At 56.4% G+C, this 18,839-nt stretch carries 18 protein-coding genes; 3 read left to right on the top strand and 15 right to left on the bottom strand.

The window, feature by feature from the left end:
• Positions 1-72 precede the first annotated feature (72 nt).
• Positions 73-1,332, top strand: coding sequence for a 4-aminobutyrate--2-oxoglutarate transaminase (locus tag IB226_RS01735; RefSeq protein ID WP_192233269.1), 1,260 nt, complete (start codon positions 73-75; stop codon positions 1,330-1,332).
• Between the two features lie 46 nt (positions 1,333-1,378).
• Here IB226_RS01735 and yfcD read toward each other — a convergent pair whose 3' ends face one another.
• On the bottom strand, positions 1,379-1,924 hold the full coding sequence (gene yfcD / locus IB226_RS01730; RefSeq protein ID WP_007889295.1) for an NUDIX hydrolase YfcD: 546 nt from the start codon (positions 1,922-1,924) through the stop codon (positions 1,379-1,381).
• 111 nt (positions 1,925-2,035) lie between these two features.
• Complete coding sequence (gene yfcF, locus IB226_RS01725) at positions 2,036-2,677, bottom strand: glutathione transferase (protein WP_008105173.1); 642 nt, start codon at positions 2,675-2,677, stop codon at positions 2,036-2,038.
• A gap of 204 nt (positions 2,678-2,881) precedes the next feature.
• Here yfcF and IB226_RS01720 point away from each other — a divergent pair, with 204 nt between their 5' ends.
• The gene (locus tag IB226_RS01720) at positions 2,882-3,775 is read left to right on the top strand and encodes a TIGR01777 family oxidoreductase (protein ID WP_101763646.1); all 894 of its coding nucleotides are present in this window, start codon (positions 2,882-2,884) and stop codon (positions 3,773-3,775) included.
• Between the two features lie 32 nt (positions 3,776-3,807).
• Here IB226_RS01720 and IB226_RS01715 read toward each other — a convergent pair whose 3' ends face one another.
• The 3 genes from IB226_RS01715 to dalD are packed head-to-tail and all read right to left on the bottom strand — an operon-like array spanning position 3,808 to position 7,985.
• Positions 3,808-5,088 (bottom strand): MFS transporter, encoded by a 1,281-nt coding sequence (locus IB226_RS01715; RefSeq protein WP_192233267.1) that lies wholly within the window; start codon positions 5,086-5,088, stop codon positions 3,808-3,810.
• 22 nt (positions 5,089-5,110) lie between these two features.
• Positions 5,111-6,580 (bottom strand): xylulokinase, encoded by a 1,470-nt coding sequence (xylB, locus tag IB226_RS01710; RefSeq protein WP_192233265.1) that lies wholly within the window; start codon positions 6,578-6,580, stop codon positions 5,111-5,113.
• A gap of 10 nt (positions 6,581-6,590) precedes the next feature.
• Complete coding sequence (gene dalD, locus IB226_RS01705; RefSeq protein WP_192233263.1) at positions 6,591-7,985, bottom strand: D-arabinitol 4-dehydrogenase; 1,395 nt, start codon at positions 7,983-7,985, stop codon at positions 6,591-6,593.
• A gap of 195 nt (positions 7,986-8,180) precedes the next feature.
• On the opposite strand from dalD, the gene IB226_RS01700 reads away from it, so the two are divergent.
• The gene (locus tag IB226_RS01700; protein WP_192233261.1) at positions 8,181-9,128 is read left to right on the top strand and encodes a sugar-binding transcriptional regulator; all 948 of its coding nucleotides are present in this window, start codon (positions 8,181-8,183) and stop codon (positions 9,126-9,128) included.
• 160 nt (positions 9,129-9,288) lie between these two features.
• Here IB226_RS01700 and hisP read toward each other — a convergent pair whose 3' ends face one another.
• The 10 genes from hisP to accD form a co-directional block, all read right to left on the bottom strand.
• Positions 9,289-10,062 carry a histidine ABC transporter ATP-binding protein HisP gene (gene hisP / locus IB226_RS01695; protein ID WP_101763641.1) on the bottom strand — a complete coding sequence of 258 codons (774 nt, stop codon included), beginning with the start codon at positions 10,060-10,062 and terminating at the stop codon, positions 9,289-9,291.
• 8 nt (positions 10,063-10,070) lie between these two features.
• Entirely contained in the window at positions 10,071-10,787 is a 717-nt protein-coding gene (locus tag IB226_RS01690) for an ABC transporter permease (RefSeq protein ID WP_008105190.1), read from the bottom strand.
• Positions 10,784-11,470 carry a histidine ABC transporter permease HisQ gene (locus IB226_RS01685; protein WP_008105192.1) on the bottom strand — a complete coding sequence of 229 codons (687 nt, stop codon included), beginning with the start codon at positions 11,468-11,470 and terminating at the stop codon, positions 10,784-10,786. The genes IB226_RS01690 and IB226_RS01685 overlap by 4 nt, the downstream gene beginning before the upstream one ends.
• Positions 11,471-11,664: 194 nt before the next feature.
• Positions 11,665-12,447 (bottom strand): lysine/arginine/ornithine ABC transporter substrate-binding protein ArgT, encoded by a 783-nt coding sequence (gene argT / locus IB226_RS01680; protein WP_101763640.1) that lies wholly within the window; start codon positions 12,445-12,447, stop codon positions 11,665-11,667.
• A gap of 278 nt (positions 12,448-12,725) precedes the next feature.
• Positions 12,726-13,295: a UbiX family flavin prenyltransferase gene (locus IB226_RS01675; protein WP_061717852.1), complete on the bottom strand. Its 570-nt coding sequence runs from the start codon at positions 13,293-13,295 to the stop codon at positions 12,726-12,728.
• A 116-nt stretch (positions 13,296-13,411) separates the two neighbouring features.
• Positions 13,412-14,929 carry an amidophosphoribosyltransferase gene (gene purF / locus IB226_RS01670; RefSeq protein ID WP_101763639.1) on the bottom strand — a complete coding sequence of 506 codons (1,518 nt, stop codon included), beginning with the start codon at positions 14,927-14,929 and terminating at the stop codon, positions 13,412-13,414.
• A gap of 36 nt (positions 14,930-14,965) precedes the next feature.
• Positions 14,966-15,451, bottom strand: coding sequence for a colicin V production protein (gene cvpA, locus IB226_RS01665; RefSeq protein ID WP_064739347.1), 486 nt, complete (start codon positions 15,449-15,451; stop codon positions 14,966-14,968).
• 249 nt (positions 15,452-15,700) lie between these two features.
• A complete protein-coding gene (dedD, locus tag IB226_RS01660) occupies positions 15,701-16,450 on the bottom strand; it encodes a cell division protein DedD (RefSeq protein ID WP_110866560.1) in 750 nt (249 codons plus the stop codon).
• Positions 16,440-17,705, bottom strand: coding sequence for a bifunctional tetrahydrofolate synthase/dihydrofolate synthase (folC, locus tag IB226_RS01655; RefSeq protein WP_101763637.1), 1,266 nt, complete (start codon positions 17,703-17,705; stop codon positions 16,440-16,442). The genes dedD and folC overlap by 11 nt, the downstream gene beginning before the upstream one ends.
• A 126-nt stretch (positions 17,706-17,831) precedes the next feature.
• Entirely contained in the window at positions 17,832-18,740 is a 909-nt protein-coding gene (accD, locus tag IB226_RS01650) for an acetyl-CoA carboxylase, carboxyltransferase subunit beta (RefSeq protein ID WP_008105205.1), read from the bottom strand.
• Positions 18,741-18,839: the final 99 nt, after the last annotated feature.

Here is an 18,839-nt window from a genome sequence, read left to right as displayed (position 1 = left end):
CGTACTTCACTGGCATAAACCTCACGCTGCACTAACACTGATTGAAGTCTGCCGCTAATTACGAGGTGAATAATGAGCAACAGTGATATGCACCGCCGTCGTTTACAAGCCACGCCGCGCGGCGTAGGTGTGATGTGTGATTTCTATGCGGTAAGAGCCGAGAATGCCACGGTTTGGGATCAGCATGGCCGCGAATACACCGATTTTTCCGCAGGCATCGCAGTGCTTAACACCGGGCATCGTCACCCGAAAGTGATGGCTGCGGTGCAACAGCAGCTAGAATGCTTTACCCACACCGCATTTCAAATCATCCCTTATGAGAACTACATTCATCTCGCTGAGCGACTAAATGCGCTGGTGCCGATTAGCGGGCCGGTGAAAACCACCTTTTTCTCAACCGGTGCTGAAGCGGTCGAAAACGCGGTCAAAATCGCGCGTGCGGCCACCGGTCGGCCCGGCATCATCGCCTTCACCGGCGCGTTTCATGGCCGCACCAATATGACAATGTCGCTGACCGGGAAAGTGGTGCCGTATAAAACCGGCTTCGGCCCCTTCGCCAGCCCGGTGTTTCACGCGCGCTATCCCAACGCGCTGCACAAGGTCAGCGTGAGCGATGCGCTCGACAGCCTGGAAGCGATTTTCCGCAGCGATATCAGCCCGCAGCAGGTGGCAGCCATTATCTTTGAACCGGTTCAGGGCGAAGGCGGTTTCTACGATGCGCCGCCAGAGTTTGTCGTTGCGCTGCGGGAGTTGTGCGATCGCCACGGCATACTGCTGATCGCCGATGAGATCCAGAGCGGTTTTGCGCGCACCGGCAAGCTGTTCGCCAGCGACTATTACGCCGTGCAGCCTGATATCATCACCATGGCGAAAAGTCTGGCCGGTGGTTTCCCGCTCTCGGCGGTATCGGGACGCGCAGAAGTCATGGATGCGCCAGAACCCGGCGGCCTGGGCGGAACCTATGCTGGCAGTCCACCGGCGATTGCGGCGGCGCTGGCGGTGTTAGACATTATCGAAGAAGAGGCGCTGTGCAGCCGCGCCAACCAGCTTGGCAGCCGATTAAAACAGACGTTGCAGCGAGCAGATTGTAAAGCGCTGGCGGAAATTCGTGGTTATGGCTCAATGATGGCGGCGGAATTCAATGATGCGGCGGGCAAGCCGTCGGCGGAGATTGCCAAAGCTATTCAGCAGCAGGCGCTGGAAAAAGGTTTGATTCTGCTAACCTGTGGCGTGTACGGCAACGTGATCCGCTTCCTCTATCCGCTGACTATTCCCGATGCGCAGTTCGAGGATGCGTTGGCACTGTTGGCGGGGATTCTGCGGGAACATTAACAATGTTGTGTATAAGGTCGCCAAAAATGGCGACCTTACGGCAAGATTACGCTTCGCTGCTCTGTTTACGACGTGCAGCATCACTGTTTCGGCTCAGCCACAGCGACAGCGCCTTAAGCGAATCATCGGTGAACTCGTCACAGCGCGCGGTGATCTCTTCCGGCGTCATCCAGAAGATCTCATCCACTTCCTCTTCCTGCATGGCAAAAGGGCCATGGGAAACGCAGCTGAACAGCCCGCCCCATACGCGGCAATGCTGATCTTCAAAATAGAACTGGCCGTGTTCGGCGAATGGAACGGCCGCGATACCCAATTCCTCTTCCGCTTCACGACGCGCCGATTCCAGCAGGTCTTCCCCACTCTGCACCACGCCACCGGCAGTGGCGTCCAGCATACCCGGCATGAAGTCTTTGATTTCAGTACGACGCTGCACCAGAATTTTGCCCATACCATCGTGCACCACAATATAGGTAGCGCGATGACGCAGACACTGCGCACGCATCTGCGCACGGCTGGCCTGCGCAATGACTTCGTTCTCTTCGTTAACGATATCAACCCACTCGATACCGTCACCTGCCGTTTGATCCACCATCCGTAACCCTTTTCTGTTTTCGGCGTGCCCAGCACGCGCCTGTTTGCCATGCTTTATTAGAATGAGCGGTAAGGTAAAGCGTTCTTTTCGCCATCGCAAGGCGCATCGTGCTCAGCGTGTTTTACCCGATTCCGCTAACCAGAGTTGCACCGAAGCACGCTGCCACTGGAACTCCGCATAGTGTTGCAGCTTCACCGGCAGCGCATCGCCGTGCAGCGCCAGGCGATTAATCATCACGGCTAAATCGGTATCCGCAATCGACCATTCGCCAAACAGATTTTGCTGTCCATCAGGCAAAAGGCGCTGCACCGCAGCAATGAGTTTGTTGGCAGCTTGCTCACCCGCCGGCGTAAGCGGCGCAAAGCGTTCGCCGGCGAACAGCACTTCGGTTGGACGCTCAGAGCGCAGCGCCATTAAGTCGCTGCGCAGCCATGCCTGCACTTCGCGCGCATGCGCCCGTTTCTCACGATCGCGCGGATAGAGCCGCTCGAACTCTGGCGCCGGAAAACGCTCTTCCAGGTACTCAGCAATCGCTGAAGATTCCGTCAGCAGCACATCATCGATTTGCAGCGTCGGCACGCGGCAGGTCAGCGACAGCGCGCGGTATTCCTCATCCCACTGCGCATTCTGCGATAAATCGACGCGCTTAAGGGTGAAGGGAATGCCCTTCTCGGTGAGCGCAACATAAACCGACATGGCGTAAGGGCTGAAAAAGCAAGAATCTGACCACAAAGTAATGGTTGGATAATTCATTGGCTGCCTCAGAAAAGCGTCAGGTGTGCATCATGTTTACCGATTTTTATTTATTAAGGCAATGGTGCGCTGGTCGGATCTTTAGCGGCTAAGACCAGCGCTGACTTTTCCTTTTTCTTCATAAGAGTAAGCCGAGTCACGCCGCGCGCACGCTTCTCTTCTATGCTCAATCTGAGCAGATAAAAAATGACAAGGAGGCTCAACATGCATTTACTGATCACCGGCGGCACCGGCCTGATTGGCCGCCATCTGATTCCGCGTCTGTTGCAGCTTGGCCATCAGGTGAGCGTCGTCACGCGCGATGTCGCCGCCGCACGCGAGAAACTCGACGCCAGCGTGGCGCTGTGGTCCGGCATCAATCAGCAAACCGATTTAAACGGTATTGATGGTGTGATTAATCTTGCGGGCGAACCGATCGCCGATAAACGCTGGACCGAACAGCAGAAGCAGCGGCTGTGCGAAAGCCGCTGGCAGATCACCGAGCAGCTGGTCTCGCTGATTCACGCCAGCAGCAATCCCCCGCAATTTTTGATTTCCGGCTCGGCTACCGGCTTTTATGGCGATACCGGCGACTTAGTGCTGACCGAAGAGGATCCGGGCCAGGATGAATTTACCCATACGCTGTGCGCGCGTTGGGAACAACTGGCGTTAACTGCGCAGAGCGATCGCACGCGCGTCTGTTTGCTGCGCACCGGCGTGGTGCTGGCGAAAGAAGGCGGCGCGTTATCGAAGATGAAACTGCCGTTTAAGCTTGGCGTAGGCGGCCCGATTGGTAGCGGCAAACAGTATTTACCGTGGATTCACATCGACGATTTGGTTAACGCGCTGCTGTGGCTAATCGATCACTCTGAACTGCGCGGCCCGTTCAACATGGTTGCGCCCTATGCGGTGCGCAATGAGCAGTTCGCCGCCACGCTCGGCCATGTGATGCATCGCCCAGCCTTTATGCGCACGCCCGCCAGCGCCATCAAGCTGATGATGGGGGAATCAGCGGTGCTGGTGCTCGGCGGCCAACATGTGTTGCCGAAGCGCCTGGAAGAGTCAGGCTTTGGTTTTCGCTGGTACGATTTGGAGGAAGCGTTGCGGGATGTCGTGTAGGGGCGCCATTAATGGCGCCCGCCTATCACAGATTAACTTCTTTGCTGCGCCACGCGTGATTTCACTGCCGCCGGTTCATGCGTATGTCCCGGCTGCGGCACGCGGATGATAAAGGTCAGCACGCCAGCAAACACGTACAGCGCGGTATACGCCCATACCACGCCGACGATATCGAAAAATGGCAGCAACACCGACGCAATCGCGGGCGCGACAAAATTACTCAGTCCGGCCGACAGGTTATAAATCGACACGGCGGCGCCTTTGTGATGCGGCTCCAGTGTCGGAAACACAGCGGTCATCGGCACGAAGGCGGCGACAAAAATTCCTAACATCACCGCCGGAATCAGCGCCACCCAGAAGTTATGTCCGGCATACAGCGGCAGGTAGTAAAACGCCAGACTGGAGATGGCCATACCGAGACAGCCAAACCAGCGCACCTGACGGATCCAACCCAGCTTCTCGCCGGTAATGCCCCAGAAAATGTTGGTAAAAATGGTAACGAAGAAGAACACCGCCCAGATTTGCAGCCATTCGGAAATGGTAAAACCAAGACGATCAACGAACAGCAGCGGCATGATAATGGCGAAACCAAACAGTGACAGCGTATTAATGATGCGAATCAGGCAGGCATAAAACACGTGCTGGTTGGTAAACAGAATAGTTACCGCCCGCGACATTTCGGTCATTTTATCGCGCATCGGCAAATTGACGCGCGAACGATCAACCGGCACATGGCGCAAGCTGAAATAGGCCAGCACGCCACCACAGGCAACCCAAATAATTGCCAGCCACAGCGTACCGGTTTCGCCGAGCATCGGGATGGTCAGACTCGGTAAATAGCTGCCGACCACACCGATACCGACGGAATACATTGCCCAGAACCAACCGGTGGCGGCCGCCAGTTTTTCACGCGGCAGCACCTGCACCAGCATCATCATGAATGAGTAAATGAATAGCGGATACGCCAGGCCGCGAATGCCGTAGAACAGCACCATCAGCGGATAGTTGCGCATGCCAAGTCCCAGCGACATAAACAGCGTGTGCATGACAATCCACAGCACGAAGCCAATCATCATGGCACGCTGGGGCGTAATCAGTTCCGCCACCACGCCCGATGCCCACGCCGCTAGCGCTGCCGCCAGTCCGTAGAAAGTAAATACTACCGCCGACTGCGCTGGCGTGAAGCCCATATCGGTGATGTGACGCGACAGAAATGCCATCTCAAAGCCATCACCCGCCATAAAAATAGCGATGGCGAGAAAGCCCCAGAACATCTTTTTCGGTAAGCCAAACCAGTAATCATTCGATTGCATCTCATTCATCCTCTGTCTGGAATTATTCAGGCAACAACACTCGCGCCTGCTGCTGTTGTGCATAGAGCGTACGGAACAGCTGCAATCGCTGCTGCAGCACCTTGCCGCGCACAGCATCTGGTTGATATCGCGCCTGCACCGGCGGTTTGAGGCAAACTTCGCTCTCCACACCCCCCGCGGCCAGCCACGCCAGACGCGCTGCCCCCAAAGCGCCGGACGCGCTGGCGGGATGCGTGACGATCGGCAGTTGCAGCACATCGGCGATCAACTGCGCCCACAACGTGCTGCGCGCCCCACCGCCGGTCAGGCTGCACTGCTGAATCTGGCGCTGCGCATCACCAAGCACCGCGAACCCGTCGGCCAAACCAAACGCTACGCCTTCAATCACCGCATAGCCGAGCAGCGCACGCGGCGTTTCGTGGCGCAGATTGAAGAAAGAGCCGGAGGCGTCAGGATCGTTGTGTGGCGTGCGTTCACCAGAAAGATAGGGCAGGAAAACCGGGGCATGACGCCGCTGCTCTTCGCTGAGCTGTGCCATCTCTTCCATCAGTTGGCTTTCGGTAACGGAGAGCAAATTACACAGCCAGCGCAGGCAGCTGGCGGCGCTGAGCATCACGCTCATCTGGTGCCAGCGTCCGGGCAAGGCGTGACAGAAGGCGTGCACGCCCGATTGCGGATCGGCCAGCAAACGATCGTTGACGACAAAAATCACGCCGGAGGTACCCAGCGAGATAAAAGCATCACCCGGATTAACCGCGCCGACACCAACCGCCGATGCGGCATTGTCGCCACCGCCGCCCGCCACGCAGACCGCGGCCGACAAGCCCCATTCACTTGCCAGATCGGCTTTCAATGGGGCGCTCACCGCGCTGCCTTCCACCAGCGCCGGCATATTGGCGCGCGTGAGACCGGTGATGGCTAACAGTTCGTCGCACCAGTCGCGCTGAGCTACATCGAGCCACAACGTGCCTGCCGCGTCTGAAGGTTCACTGATAAATTGTCCGGTTAAACGCCAGCGTAGGTAATCTTTCGGCAGCAGCACTTTATCGATGCGACGGAAAATCTCAGGCTCATGTTCTGCCACCCAACGCAGTTTAGGTGCGGTGAAGCCCGGCATAATCATATTGCCGCTGAGCTGCATCATTTCCGGATGTTGGGCACTGAGCGCGGCACATTGCGGCGCGCTGCGCGTGTCATTCCACAGAATGCACGGGCGCAGCACCTTGCCCTGCGCATCCAGCAGCACCGCGCCGTGCATCTGCCCGGACAAACCCATCGCGCGAATCTCGCTCCAGGCCAGCGCGTCCTGCTGGCGCAATCCAGCAAGGACATCACCGCACGCTTGCCACCAGCGCTCGGGATCCTGTTCTGCCCAGTGCGCATGCGGGCGCTGCACGTTGAGCGTGGCGTGATTCGAGGCAATGATCTCACCCTGCGCATTGATGATCAGCGCTTTGAGCTCGGAGGTGCCAATATCAATCCCAAGATACATAACGCGCTCCTTACACCGCAGCCAGCATGCGTTCTGGCTGTTTCAGCCACAGTTGCAGATCCGCCACGCTGCGCGTCACCAGCGCATGAAACGCCTTGTCCTGTGCCAGTTCGCCAAATAGCGCGCTATCGCTGAGGAAAGCGTTCAGTGCATCGGAGCGGCTAAACTGCTGGCGCAGCGCATCGGCTTGCAGCACGCCATCCTGATAGGTGTAAGGCAAATCATCACAGGCCCAGCGTTGCAGGAACAGGAAGAACAGTGCAGGCAGCACGGCGGTGGCCGCCGGTTCTGCGCCACGCTGATAGCATTCGCGCAGTGTTGGTGTCACCATGCCGGGGATTTTCGACAAACCGTCCGCGCCAACACGTTGATTGGTGTCTTTAATGTAGGGATTGCTAAAACGCGCCAGTACCACATCGCGATAATCGGCTAAATCCAGCGGGCTCGGCGACAGCGATGGCATCACATCCTGGGTCACGTAGTCATAGGCCAGTTGGTAAATCGCCGGCTGACGCGTGCTGTCATCAATGTAATTGAGGCCAATCAGCGTGCCTGCCCAGGCAATCGCCGCATGCGTGGCGTTAAGGATGCGGATTTTCGCCTCTTCCCACGGCAATACCGATTCCACCAGCTCAACGCCAACCTTCTCCAGCGCCGGCCGACCGGCAATGAAGTCATCTTCAATCACCCATTGAATAAAGGATTCGGCCATCACCGATGCACCATCCTCTTTACCCGTAGCGGCTTTAACGCGCTCAGCCACATCCGGCGTTGGACGCGGCGTAATGCGATCCACCATGGTGTTGGGCGAGGTGGTATTTTCGCGCACCCAATTCGCTAAGGCGTTGTCACCTTTGGCGGTAAGAAACGCGAGGAAGCCGTGACGGAAACGTTCGCCGTTGTGGCGCAGGTTATCGCAGTTGAGCAGCGTAACGGGCGCGCCACCGTTGGCCACGCGCTGCGTGAGGATGCGTGCCAGCGCGCCATAAATCGTGCGGATGTCGCCTTTCACATCGGCCTGCACATCCGGCTGCGTCAGGTCCAGTTCGAATTCCGGTGTCAAATAGTAACCGGCTTCGGTGACGGTAAAACCTATCACGCGGGTTTCACTTTTCGCTCCCTGCTCCACCAGCGCGCTGATGTCGCTATCCCACGGCAGGATTTTGCGCAATGACGTGATGGTTTCATAGGCGCGTTCGCCATCGGGTGTAACGGTTTCCAGCACATATTCGCCCTCTTGCGCAGCGAGTTGCTTTAGCAACGGCGCGGCATCATTGCGGATATTGCCGAGGGCAATGCTCCAGCTGTCATCGCCCTGCTCGCGTAGTTTATGCAGATACCACGCCTGATGCGCGCGGTGAAAAGATCCTGCGCCGATATGCATCCACACTGATTGATTGGTCATAGTCGCCTCAAAATAAACATTTGCCACGATTAAGGGCATTTGCCCGATGAGGCGTAGCATAGTGCGAGCGAGCAGCCTTGTTCTGCGAGCTCAATCACAATTAATACTTTTGCTCTTTTTTAGGGCTTTTGCTCAGTTAACACTTCATCGGCATCTCGCGTTAACATGGCGCACCGGTTTTGACGGAACAGCGCGATGAGCAGAGAAGAGAAAAAACAAGAACTGGCAGCACGTGCGGCCTGGATGTATTACGTGGCGGGCGTGACGCAGCAAGAGATTGCGCGCGCGTTAGGATTGTCACGTCAGGTGGCGCAGCGTTTGGTCTCCAGCGCGCGTGAAATGGGCATGGTGAGCGTAAAGATTGATCATCCGGTTACCCATTGCTTGCATCTGGCGCGCGACGTTCAGGAGAAATTTGGCCTGCAACTGTGCCGTGTGGTGCCATCCGCCAATCTGGATGATGACGCTATTCAGCAGATGCTGGCAGTGGAAGGCGCGGCGGTAATGGCGCAATACATCAGCGAGGAGCAGCCGCAGGTATTTGGCATTGGTTCCGGTAAGACGCTGCGCTCGATGATTGATGCACTTCCTTGGGTTGAGCGACCGCAGCATCAGTGCGTTTCGATGATTGGCGCGATTGCGCGGGACGACTCGGGTACGCGCTACGACGTGCCGCTGAAGATGGCGGAGAAGATGCAGGGCAAGTATTTCTTCATTCCTGCGCCGCTGTATGCGGATACGCCCGAAGATAAAGAGATGTGGATTCAGCATCAGGTTTATCAGCGCGTGACGTTACGCGCCTTGCAGGCGAATGTGGCCTTCGTTGGCATCGGCGAAGTGCAGCCCGGCTGCCCGCTGCATGCCGAAGGCTTTATCACCGATGCGCAAGTTGCTGCGCTCAACGCGCGCGGCGTGGTGGGCGAAATGCTCGGGCACTTTTTCAATCAGCAAGGTGAACGCGTGTGGGGTGAAACCGATGAACTGCTCACCAGCGTGTTGCTGGAGAGCCAGACGCAACGCCAGATTATTGGCTTTGCCGGCAGCGAGCGTAAATATCCGGCGATTCGCGCGGCGTTGCAGGGCGGCTGGGTGTCAGGTCTGGTGACCGATGAGGATACGGCGCTGAAGTTGTTGCGGGGGTAGAGGGTGCTTGCTGGCCTTCCCCCGCCCGCGGGGGAAGGAGACGCTGCCAAATGCCACTTCAACACCCACATATAGCAGCATCTTCCTCCCCCAATTTTGGGGGAGGACCGAGGAGGGGGACAGCGAGCACTGGCCAGGATGGGGGACAGCGGGCACAAAACTACTTCAACGATCCCTTCAAAAACTGCTGCAAACGCGGGCTTTTTGGATTGCCGAACAGCTCATCCGGCGTGCCCTGCTCTTCAATTTTGCCCTGATGCAGGAAGATCACATGATTAGAGACGTGACGAGCAAACTCCATCTCATGCGTCACCACCACCATGGTTTTGCCCTCTTCCGCCAGTTTCTGCATAATGCGCAGCACTTCGCCGACCAGTTCCGGATCGAGCGCAGAAGTGGGTTCGTCAAACAGTAACACTTCAGGCTCCATCGCCAACGCACGCGCAATCGACACGCGCTGCTGCTGACCACCGGAAAGGTGCACCGGATATTTGGCACGCGCACGCGCATCAATGCCGACTTTATCCAGATACTTAATCGCACGCTCACGCGCTTCCGCCTTGCTCAGCCCCAGCACCTGAATCGGCGCTTCGGTAACGTTGTCCAGCACCGTCATGTGGCTCCACAGGTTGAAGTGCTGAAACACCATGGTCAGGCGCGTGCGCAGCATACGCAGCTGCTCTTTGTTCGCGACTTTCAGTTGACCATCGGTGTCGCGCACCAGATTGATCTGCTGGTTGTTGACCGCAATGGTGCCTTCGCTCGGTTTCTCGAGGAAGTTAATGCAGCGTAAGAAGGTACTTTTCCCAGAACCGGACGAGCCAATAATGCTGATCACATCGCCGGCATTTGCCTGCAGCGATACGCCTTTCAGAACTTCATGTTCACCGTAACGTTTGTGCAGTTCGGTAACGCTTAATTTATTGTCAGCCATAGTGATACTCAATGCGATGAAGAAGGTTTTACGTGCGCCAGGAAGCGTTGTTCAGCTTTGCGGAACAAGCTAATCAGCCCGTAAGAGATTATCAGATACAGCACCGCAGCGATGCCAAACGCGGTAAACGGCTGATAGGTGGCCGAGTTGATATCGCGCGCGATTTTTAACAGATCCGGCACCGTCGCGGTAAACGCCAGCGCGGTGGAGTGCAGCATCAGGATCACTTCATTGCTGTACGCCGGCAGCGCGGTGCGCAGTGCCGACGGCAGAATGATGCAGCGATACAATTTAAACGGTGAGAAGCCATAGGCGCGCGCCGCTTCGATTTCACCGTGCGGCACCGAACGAATCGCACCGGCAAAGATTTCGGTGGTATAGGCGCAGGTGTTCAGCGTGAACGCCAGCAGCGTACAGTTCAATCCACTGCGGAAGAAGGCGTTCAGCAGCTCGGTGCCCTTCACCACTTCCAGCGTGTACATGCCGGAGTAGAACACCAGCAGCTGCACATACAGCGGCGTACCGCGAAATACATAGGTGAACAGCCAAACCGGCGTGGAGATAAAGCGGTTAGAGGAGACGCGCGCAATCGCCAGCAGCACCGCGAGCGAACCGCCGATCACCACCGAGATGATCAATAACCACAGCGTAATCGCGATGCCGGTAAAACGGTAACCATCGGTCCAGAGCAGCTGTTTCCAATACTCCTGAATAATCTCAATCATAGCTCTGCCCTTTTCACACCCACCGTGTAGCGACGTTCAAGCCACCACAGCACGCCATTTGACAGCGTGGTAAACACCAGATAAATCACACCTGCCACAATGGCGAAGTAGAACGGCTGCCAGGTACTTTTACCTGCCAGCTGCGTGGCTTTCACCACATCTTCCAGCCCCAGCAGCGAAACCAGCGCCGTGGCTTTGAGAATAACCTGCCAGTTGTTGCCGATGCCCGGCAGCGCAAAGCGCATCATGGCCGGGAACAGAATGCGACGGAAGGTTTGCGAGCCGGTGAAACCGAAGGCGGTTGCCGCTTCGATCTGCCCTTTTGGCACCGCGAGGAACGCACCACGGAAGGTTTCAGTGAAGTAAGCACCGTAGATAAAGCCGAGCGTGATGATACCGGCGACCATCGGATCGATATCAAATTGCGCCAGTCCCAGCGCATCAGTGAGGGTATTCAAGGCGATCTGCAGACCGTAGAAGATCAGCAGCATCAACACCAAATCGGGCACACCGCGGATTAAGGTGGTGTAGCCTTCAAACAACATCGCCAGCGGGCGACTGCGGGAAAGTTTGGCGCCAGCGCCAATCAAGCCGAGCACCACCGCCAGCAACACGGAACTGAGCGCCAGCTCCAGCGTCACAAGGGTGCCCTTGAGGATTACTTCGGAATAGCCATACAACATGGGTTCAATCCTGTCGTGAGGGTAAGTTACAAACGCTGCCCAACTGACGGACAGTCCTAACCGGGGAATTTGAATCGCAGGATGGATGGCGGCAAGCGTATGAAGCCGGGCAGTTTACATAGGTAAGCGCCCGGAGTGAATACTTATGTGCAACCTTCCTGCCTTTCACAGCTCAGGATTAGGAAACAGGATAATTAATCGCCGTACACGTTGAAATCAAAGTACTTCTTAGCAATCTTGTCGTAAGTGCCGTCTTTACGCATCTCAACAAAAGCTTTATCGATCGCGGCCTTCAGATCGGCGTCATCTTTACGCAAGCCCATACCGGTACCGACGCCAAAGATCTTGTCGTCTTTCACTGCCGGGCCGGCAAACGCATATTTAGCGCCAACAGGCTGCTTCAGGAAACCTTCGCTCGCCTGCACTTCGTCCTGGAACGCAGCATCAATACGACCGGCATTCAGATCCTGATACACCAGATCCTGGTTAGCGTAAGGCGTAACGGTGACACCTTTTGGCTGCCAGTACTCTTTTGCATAGGTTTCCTGGGTGGTGCCCTGCAGCAGACCGATGTTTTTCCCTTTCAGGGATTCAATGGTCGGTTGCAGCGTAGAACCTTTCGGTGCCACTAAGCGCGCGTTCGCCGCGTACAGTTTTTCAGAGAAGTTGATCTCTTCCTGACGCTTTTCGGTAATTGACAGAGAAGAGATGATGGCGTCGATCTTCTTCGCTTTCAGCGACGGGATCAGCGCATCGAAATCACTTTCCACATAAGTACATTTTGTCTTGATACGTTTACAAATTTCGTTCGCCAGATCGATATCAAAGCCCACCAGCTGACCTTGCGCGTTCTTGGATTCGAATGGCGGATAAGTCGGGTCAGTTCCAATGCGCAGCGACTGCGGCACAGCGGCGAAGACGCTCGCGCTACTTACCATTGTCAGCATCAGAGAAAGAGCCAGAACTCGCTTTTTCATAGGTAACCCTCAAGTGAAGTGCTTATTGTTATGTGGTGCGTGATGTGTTGGTTTGCGCTGTAAGCTGTGCACGTTTCATGCCAGTTGTGCGAATTGGCTAAACGCTGCGCAAGCGCGCTAAATACTGCGCCGGTTAGCGGCGCAAGCACTTAGTTTGTGAGGGAAATATAACAGTGGTGTGAGGAAGAAAAAGCGACATTGTTAACTTTTGGTGCACAAGATGCACGAAGAGTGATCGCACACGCGAATTTGCACACGTGCAGTGCATTAATGCACCATTATGCGCCACTCCAGCGAGTGAAAAGATCTTCTGGCAGCTCAATATCGAACTGATCGAGCACACGATTCACCGTTTGATCGACTAAATCGCCGATCGATTGCGGACGATGATAGAACGCTGGCACCGGCGGCATGATCAGCGCACCCAGCTCTGCGGCGGTGGTCATCATGCGCAGATGTCCCAAATGCAGCGGCGTTTCGCGTACGCACAGCACCAGCTTACGCTGCTCTTTTAGCACCACATCCGCCGCGCGGGTTAGCAGGCTATCGCTGTAGCTGTGCACAATCCCCGACAGGGTTTTCATCGAGCACGGCGCGATCGCCATGCCGAGAGTTTTGTAGGATCCGGATGAGATGCTGGCGGCGATGTCGCGCACATCATGCACCACATCGGCCATCGCTTGCACCTCGCGCAGGCTGAAATCGGTCTCCAGCGCCAGCGTTTGCCGCGCGGCGGGGCTGATCACCAAATGGGTTTCCACCTCCGCCAGCGGTTGCAGCACTTGCAACATGCGCACGCCGTAGATCGCGCCGCTGGCGCCGGAAATACCAATGATCAGTCGTTTCATAATTCAGCCTTGCAGGTTCAGATTGCGGCAATGATAGCGGCTCACTGAACAAAAATACAAAAACAAACAGGGCGGGATTGCGCCCGCCCTGCTTTTACTCTGCCATAACCTCTGGCTTAGCCTTCGTTGTGCAGCTCCAGACCTTCCACTTCTGTCTGACGCGCGATGGCTTTGGAATCGTCATTACGCAGCGACTGCAGATACTCAAGGTACTGTTGATCGACATCTTTGGTGACGTAGATGCCGTTGAATACCGAGCACTCAAAGTTGGCGATATCCGGGTTCTCTTCACGCACCGCTTCAATCAGGTCGTTGAGATCCTGGAAAATCAACGCATCCGCTTTAATCAGCTGGCAGATCTCATTCACTTCACGGCCATGCGCAATCAGTTCGGTAGCGCTCGGCATATCAATGCCATAGACGTTCGGGAAACGGATTTCCGGTGCCGCCGAGGCGAGATAGACTTTTTTCGCGCCCGCTTCACGTGCCATCTCAATGATCTGCTCGGATGTGGTGCCGCGTACGATGGAGTCATCCACCAGCAACACATTCTTATCACGGAACTCAGCACGGTTGGCGTTCAGCTTGCGGCGAACGGCGCTGCGGCGCTGCTGCTGGCCGGGCATGATAAAGGTACGGCCAACGTAGCGGTTCTTCACGAAGCCCTGACGATATGGCTTGTCGAGGATACGTGCGATTTCCAGCGCGATATCGGTTGAGGTTTCCGGAATCGGAATCACCACATCGATATCCAGATCTTCCCACTCGCGGGCAATTTTGTTACCCAACTTGGTGCCCATACGCACGCGTGCGCTGTACACCGAGATTTTGTCGAGGAACGAGTCCGGGCGCGCAAAGTAGACGTATTCAAACAGGCACGGATTGGTTTTCGGGTTCTCAGCGCATTGACGCGTAGAGAGCTGGCCCTGCTCGGTGATGTATACGGCTTCGCCAGGCGCTACGTCACGAATGAACTCGAAGCCCAGCGTATCCAGCGCGACGCTCTCTGACGCCACCATGTATTCGGTGCGGCCATCGGCGATAACGCGCTTGCCCAGCACCAGCGGACGAATACCGTTGGGATCGCGGAAGGCGACCATTCCGTGTCCGATAATCATTGAAACCACTGCGTAAGCGCCGCGCACCTGCTGATGCACAGCCGCCACCGCAGCAAAAATGTTGTCAGCTTCCAGCGGATAGTGCTGAAAACGGTCCAGCTCCTGCGCGAAGATGTTCAGCAGGATTTCGGAATCTGAGGTGGTATTAACGTGACGGCGACCCGTTTCGAACAGCTGTTTACGCAGTTCGTGGGCGTTAGTCAGGTTGCCGTTATGCGCCAACGTGATGCCGTAAGGAGAGTTCACGTAGAAAGGTTGCGCTTCAGAGGCGCTGGAGCTGCCTGCCGTTGGGTAGCGCACATGACCAATCCCGATGTTACCCTGCAGACGCTGCATATGGCGCGCTTCGAACACATCGCTGACCAGGCCGTTGGCTTTACGCAAACGGAAGCAGTTAATAGCATCGATGGTACAAATGCCGGCGGCATCCTGCCCGCGGTGCTGAAGCACCGTTAACGCGTCATAGATTGACTGGTTTACTGGCATGAAACCGGTGATACCAACAATACCGCACATATTGTCATTTCCTCATTAGCCGCACTCCCGATGGTGTCACCGGGGTAAAAAACTCGACGTGCTTTTCAGGTAATCGAAAAACCACCTGATGATGTAACTGAACTGGGGAATGAGTTGCGACTGTTGCCAGTCCGGGCTTTTAGAAAAGCCGGTGAATGTATCGAGAAAGAACAGCATAGCAGACACGATCAGCACACCGCGCAACGCCCCGAAACAGACACCCAACACCCTGTCGGTTCCCGACAAGCCGGTTTTTTCAACCAGCGAGCCGATCACATAGTTCACGATGGCACCCACAATCAGGGTGGCAACAAACAACACCGCGATAGCGATGCCGTTGCGAACCAGTTCGTCGTCAAAACCTGTAAACCAGACTGCAAGGTAGGCGTAATAATGACTGGCGACAAAAAACGCGCATCCCCAGGTAACGAGAGATAAGGCTTCCCGGACAAACCCGCGAATCAGGCTGACCAGAGCCGAAAAACCAACTACCGCAATAATGACGTAATCAATCCAGATCATGAACTCTTCCAGCCCAGTGCTATCGCACCCCTGCATCCAGTTCGGGGCGCATTCTAACAGAAAAAGAAAACGTTTGCGTAGGGTTTTCCGGTTCTGTTTCCGCAAAAAGGGCGATGAAAAAACTTTCCTCGCCCTGTGTATTATCAGTGATTTAATCCACTGATATTCAAAGATTTTCCTGTCGCGCTTCGCTACAAAAATTTTGTAAAGCCGCGCCTTTTTCTGCTATTGGCGCGGCTTATCAGCGCGTTATCGCGCGCTATACGGTTTCACCACGCCACCGAGGCCGGAGATGCTTTGCAACTCACTCAGCGAGCCTTGCAGCTTCGCTTTATTGGCATCCGGACCGACGTAAATGCGGGTGATTTGTCCCTGCACCGGCGTAGACGGCACGGTAAAGGCGCGATAACCGGAAAGACGCAGCTGCGCCACAATCTCGCTCACTTTCGCCGCATTCTTCAGCGCTCCGAGCTGCACCACAAATGCCTGACCAGCTGGCGCTGCGGGTTCACTCTGCTTCGGCGTTTCCACCGGTTTCGACTGCTCTACCGGTTTCGGCTGCTCGACGGGCTTCGGCTTAGCTTGCTCCACCGGTTTTGGCTTCGGCTGTTCAACCGGCTTCGGTTTCGGCTGCTCGACCGCTTTTGGCTTCGACTGTTCCACCGGTTTCGGCTGCACTTGCTGATGCACCGGCGGCGGCGTGACCACGCTGGGCTCGCTATTCTGAGTGGGCTGCGCGCTGCCATTAGTGGCGGTTTTACCACCGTTCTGATTCTGGGCCGCGCCCGCCCCTTCCGGCGGCTGCGCCGGCAAGGGTTGCGTCACCGGCGGCACCATTTCGCTATCCTGCTGATCGTCCGGTTTTGGCACCAGCGGAATGGCGGCGAACTCTTCTTTATAATGTTTCTTCTTACCGTCCAGTAGGCCGGGCAAGACGATGACACCAATCGCCACCAGAATGACCGTACCGACTAAGCGATTTTGGAACTTACTTGCCACTGCCGTTCTCCGCTGCCATCGATTCCATAACCTGCGCTACGGTGTGGAAAGAGCCACACACCAGAATCACATCTTCGGGACGCGCCTGCTGACGCGCCGCTTGCCAGGCTGCATCAACGTTGCTGTAAGCCACACCGCCGTCCAGATGAGCCAGCAGCTCATCGGCGGAGGCACCGCGCGGACCGTCGAGCGGCGCGCAGTACCAGCGATCAACCTGTGGTGCCAGCGCCGCCAGCGTGCCCGCGATATCTTTGTCGTGCAGCATGCCGACCACCGCATGCACTTCACCGCTGTGCGGCTCTTCAGCCAGACGCGAAGCCAGATAATAAGCGGCATGCGGATTGTGCGCCACATCGAGAATGACGCGCGGCGCTTCGCTGACGGTCTGGAAACGCCCCGGCAGAATCGCCAGCGGCAGATGCTGACGAATAATCGCTTCGCTTACCGTTAAACCCGACGCACGCAGTGCGGTCAGCGCGGTGGCGGCATTGGGTAACGGCACCTGCGGCAGCGGTAAATCGCGCAGCTCGCCGTGCGCATCCTGCAACGTCCAGCTGGTACCCGTTTGCTGCCACTGCCAGTCGCGATTGCGCTGCAGCAACACCGCACCCTTCTCCGCTGCGACGTCGGCGATGGTGCCCGGCATGTCGGCTTCACCGACAATTGCTGGTTTACCTGCGCGAAACACGCCGGCTTTTTCCCGGCCGATACTTTCACGATCCGGACCCAGCCAATCGGTGTGATCGAGCGCAATGCTGGTGATCACTGCCACGTCGGCATCGACAATATTGGTGGCATCAAGACGTCCGCCCAGGCCGACTTCAAGGATCACCACGTCGAGATTCGCCGCGCGGAACAGATTGAAGGCCGACAAGGTGCCGAACTCAAAATAGGTCAGTGAAGTGTCACCGCGCCCGGCTTCAATCGCGGCAAAACTGGCGCTGTGCTGCGCTTCATCCAGTTCAGCGCCCTGCACACGTACACGTTCGGTGTAACGCACCAGATGTGGCGAGCTGTAAACGCCCACGCGATAGCCCGCGGCCATCAATAGCGTTTCCAGCATGCGGCAGGTGGTGCCTTTGCCATTGGTACCGGCGACGGTGAAGACAAAAGGAGCGGGTTTGAGCAGGTCGAGGCGTGCGGCGACGCGTTGAATACGATCCAGACCCAGTTCAATGGCCTGCGAATGCAGATGCTCAAGATAATGAAGCCACGTGGCCAAAGGCGACGTGGCTTGAGGAAGAGATTTGTCCATGTGTCCCGTTCAAAATCAATACATCGAGTAACTTAAGGTCGCGGACCACGTTGGATGCAACCTTAAGTATTCAATGTAGACGGTGCATTGGAGGAAGGAAACATTACTGCCTCATTCCGTTGCCTGTCAGGCTTCGTTGCTCTCCGGCTCAGCCACATTAGGCTGATCACCATCCAGCTGCGGCGCTGGCAGGTTCATCATTTTCGCCAGCAGGCTTGCCAGCTTAAAGCGCATTTCCGGACGACGGATGATCATGTCGATTGCGCCTTTCTCGATCAGGAACTCACTGCGCTGGAAGCCCGGCGGCAGTTTTTCACGCACGGTCTGCTCGATAACGCGTGGACCGGCAAAGCCAATCAGCGCTTTCGGTTCCGCCACGTTGAGATCGCCCAACATCGCGAAGCTGGCTGAAACGCCGCCCATGGTTGGGTCAGTCAGCACGGAGATATACGGCAAGCCGCGCTCCTGCATTTTCGCCAGTGCCGCACTGGTTTTCGCCATCTGCATCAGCGACTGCAGCGCTTCCTGCATACGTGCACCGCCTGACGCGGAGAAGCAGATCAGTGGGCAGTTGTCTTCCAACGCCTGCTCAACGCCACGCACAAAGCGCGCGCCAACCACTGAACCCATTGAGCCGCCCATAAAGGAGAACTCAAAGGCCACAGCAACAATTGGCATGCCGTGCAGCGTGCCTTTCATCGCCACCAGCGCATCTTTCTCACCGGTGTCTTTCTGTGCGGCGACCAAACGGTCTTTATACTTTTTCGAGTCACGGAACTTCAGTAGATCTTTCGGTTCCAGCTCGCTGCCCAGCTCAACCAGCGAACCTTCATCCAGCATGCTATGCAGACGCTCACGGGCGTGCATGCGCATGTGATGGTCGCACTTCGGGCAGACCTCGAGGTTACGCTCCAGCTCGGCGCGGTACAGCACCTGCCCACAACTATCGCACTTGGTCCACACCCCTTCCGGGATGCTGGCTTTGCGCGTTGGCGTGGCAGTGCTTTTATTCAGTATGCGTTCAATCCAGCTCATTGATGACCTTTCTATTTAATGCTGACCTGGTCCAGTCTTCTCATTGCTGCTGAAATCACCTTCAGCAGGCCGTAAATGTCGCTCATTAAACCACAACCC

It is taken from the genome of Pantoea sp. PNT03 (assembly GCF_014852515.1).
Lineage (GTDB): Bacteria > Pseudomonadota > Gammaproteobacteria > Enterobacterales > Enterobacteriaceae > Pantoea > Pantoea leporis.
This window is presented reverse-complemented; position numbering and strand designations above follow the sequence as displayed.

Bases quoted from the DNA above. Each gene is read 5' to 3' on its own strand.
- IB226_RS01735 (WP_192233269.1), top strand. From the start codon at position 73: ATGAGCAACAGTGATATGCACCGCCGTCGTTTACAAGCCACGCCGCGC.
- yfcD (WP_007889295.1), bottom strand. From the start codon at position 1,924: ATGGTGGATCAAACGGCAGGTGACGGTATCGAGTGGGTTGATATCGTT.
- yfcF (WP_008105173.1), bottom strand. From the start codon at position 2,677: ATGAATTATCCAACCATTACTTTGTGGTCAGATTCTTGCTTTTTCAGC.
- IB226_RS01720 (WP_101763646.1), top strand. From the start codon at position 2,882: ATGCATTTACTGATCACCGGCGGCACCGGCCTGATTGGCCGCCATCTG.
- IB226_RS01715 (WP_192233267.1), bottom strand. From the start codon at position 5,088: ATGCAATCGAATGATTACTGGTTTGGCTTACCGAAAAAGATGTTCTGG.
- xylB (WP_192233265.1), bottom strand. From the start codon at position 6,580: ATGTATCTTGGGATTGATATTGGCACCTCCGAGCTCAAAGCGCTGATC.
- dalD (WP_192233263.1), bottom strand. From the start codon at position 7,985: ATGACCAATCAATCAGTGTGGATGCATATCGGCGCAGGATCTTTTCAC.
- IB226_RS01700 (WP_192233261.1), top strand. From the start codon at position 8,181: ATGAGCAGAGAAGAGAAAAAACAAGAACTGGCAGCACGTGCGGCCTGG.
- hisP (WP_101763641.1), bottom strand. From the start codon at position 10,062: ATGGCTGACAATAAATTAAGCGTTACCGAACTGCACAAACGTTACGGT.
- IB226_RS01690 (WP_008105190.1), bottom strand. From the start codon at position 10,787: ATGATTGAGATTATTCAGGAGTATTGGAAACAGCTGCTCTGGACCGAT.
- IB226_RS01685 (WP_008105192.1), bottom strand. From the start codon at position 11,470: ATGTTGTATGGCTATTCCGAAGTAATCCTCAAGGGCACCCTTGTGACG.
- argT (WP_101763640.1), bottom strand. From the start codon at position 12,447: ATGAAAAAGCGAGTTCTGGCTCTTTCTCTGATGCTGACAATGGTAAGT.
- IB226_RS01675 (WP_061717852.1), bottom strand. From the start codon at position 13,295: ATGAAACGACTGATCATTGGTATTTCCGGCGCCAGCGGCGCGATCTAC.
- purF (WP_101763639.1), bottom strand. From the start codon at position 14,929: ATGTGCGGTATTGTTGGTATCACCGGTTTCATGCCAGTAAACCAGTCA.
- cvpA (WP_064739347.1), bottom strand. From the start codon at position 15,451: ATGATCTGGATTGATTACGTCATTATTGCGGTAGTTGGTTTTTCGGCT.
- folC (WP_101763637.1), bottom strand. From the start codon at position 17,705: ATGGACAAATCTCTTCCTCAAGCCACGTCGCCTTTGGCCACGTGGCTT.
- accD (WP_008105205.1), bottom strand. From the start codon at position 18,740: ATGAGCTGGATTGAACGCATACTGAATAAAAGCACTGCCACGCCAACG.